The organism is Corallococcus praedator (assembly GCF_003612125.1).
Classification (GTDB): Bacteria; Myxococcota; Myxococcia; order Myxococcales; family Myxococcaceae; genus Corallococcus; species Corallococcus praedator.
Map to the genome: position 1 here is coordinate 1 of NZ_RAWI01000824.1, position 699 is coordinate 699.

The following is a 699-nucleotide window of genomic DNA, read 5'->3' on the forward strand; positions in this document are numbered from 1 at the left end:
GCGTTCACGGGCGGGGGGCCAGGGGCGGCGACTACTTCCTGAGGTAGTTCGCCTTCCACTCGCGGAGGTCCTTGAGGATGAGCGCGCGATCCTGCGCGCCCTCCGCGTTCTCCAGGAGGGTGATGAAACGGTCCACGGTGTTGAGCGCGGTCTGCTGGGACAAGCCCTTGTGGCGCTTGTCGTTGGCGTACAGGGGACTGGCCCGGATCTCATCCGCGAGCGCGAGGATCTGCGCCTTGAGGGCCTTCTCGGACACGGAGTCCCCGCCCTTGCTCGGCGCGGAGGTGTCCGCCCGGACGGTCTTCACCGTCACGTTCTTCGCGACGGGCGCGCTCGGCTTCACCGGCGCGTCCTCCACCACGGGCGGCGGAGGCGTCTCCACCGCGGGCGGCGGGGGCGTCACCACCACGGGCGCCGCGACGACCTCCGGCGGAGGCGCTGGCGTGACGGGCTTCGGCGTGGGCGGCGGGGTGGCCACGACGACGGCCGCCGGAGGAGTGACCTCCGGAGCGCGCACGGCGATGACCACGCCCACGGCCGCGAGGAGCACGGCCGCGCCAATGGCGATGGGCACGTAGCGCCGCGCTGAGTGGGCGCCTTCATCCTGGGGCACGACCCACTCGGTGGGAACCGGCGCGGGAACCTGCGTGGTGGGACGGCGCGCTTCCGCGTCGCTGACGGAGGCGCCGGCCTTGGGGG

Annotated in this window: 1 pseudogene; it reads right to left on the reverse strand. The window is 73.2% G+C overall.

From position 1 onward, the window contains the following. Positions 1–31 precede the first annotated feature (31 nt). Positions 32–699, reverse strand: a pseudogene (locus D7Y13_RS46245) (serine/threonine protein kinase); the annotation flags it as partial.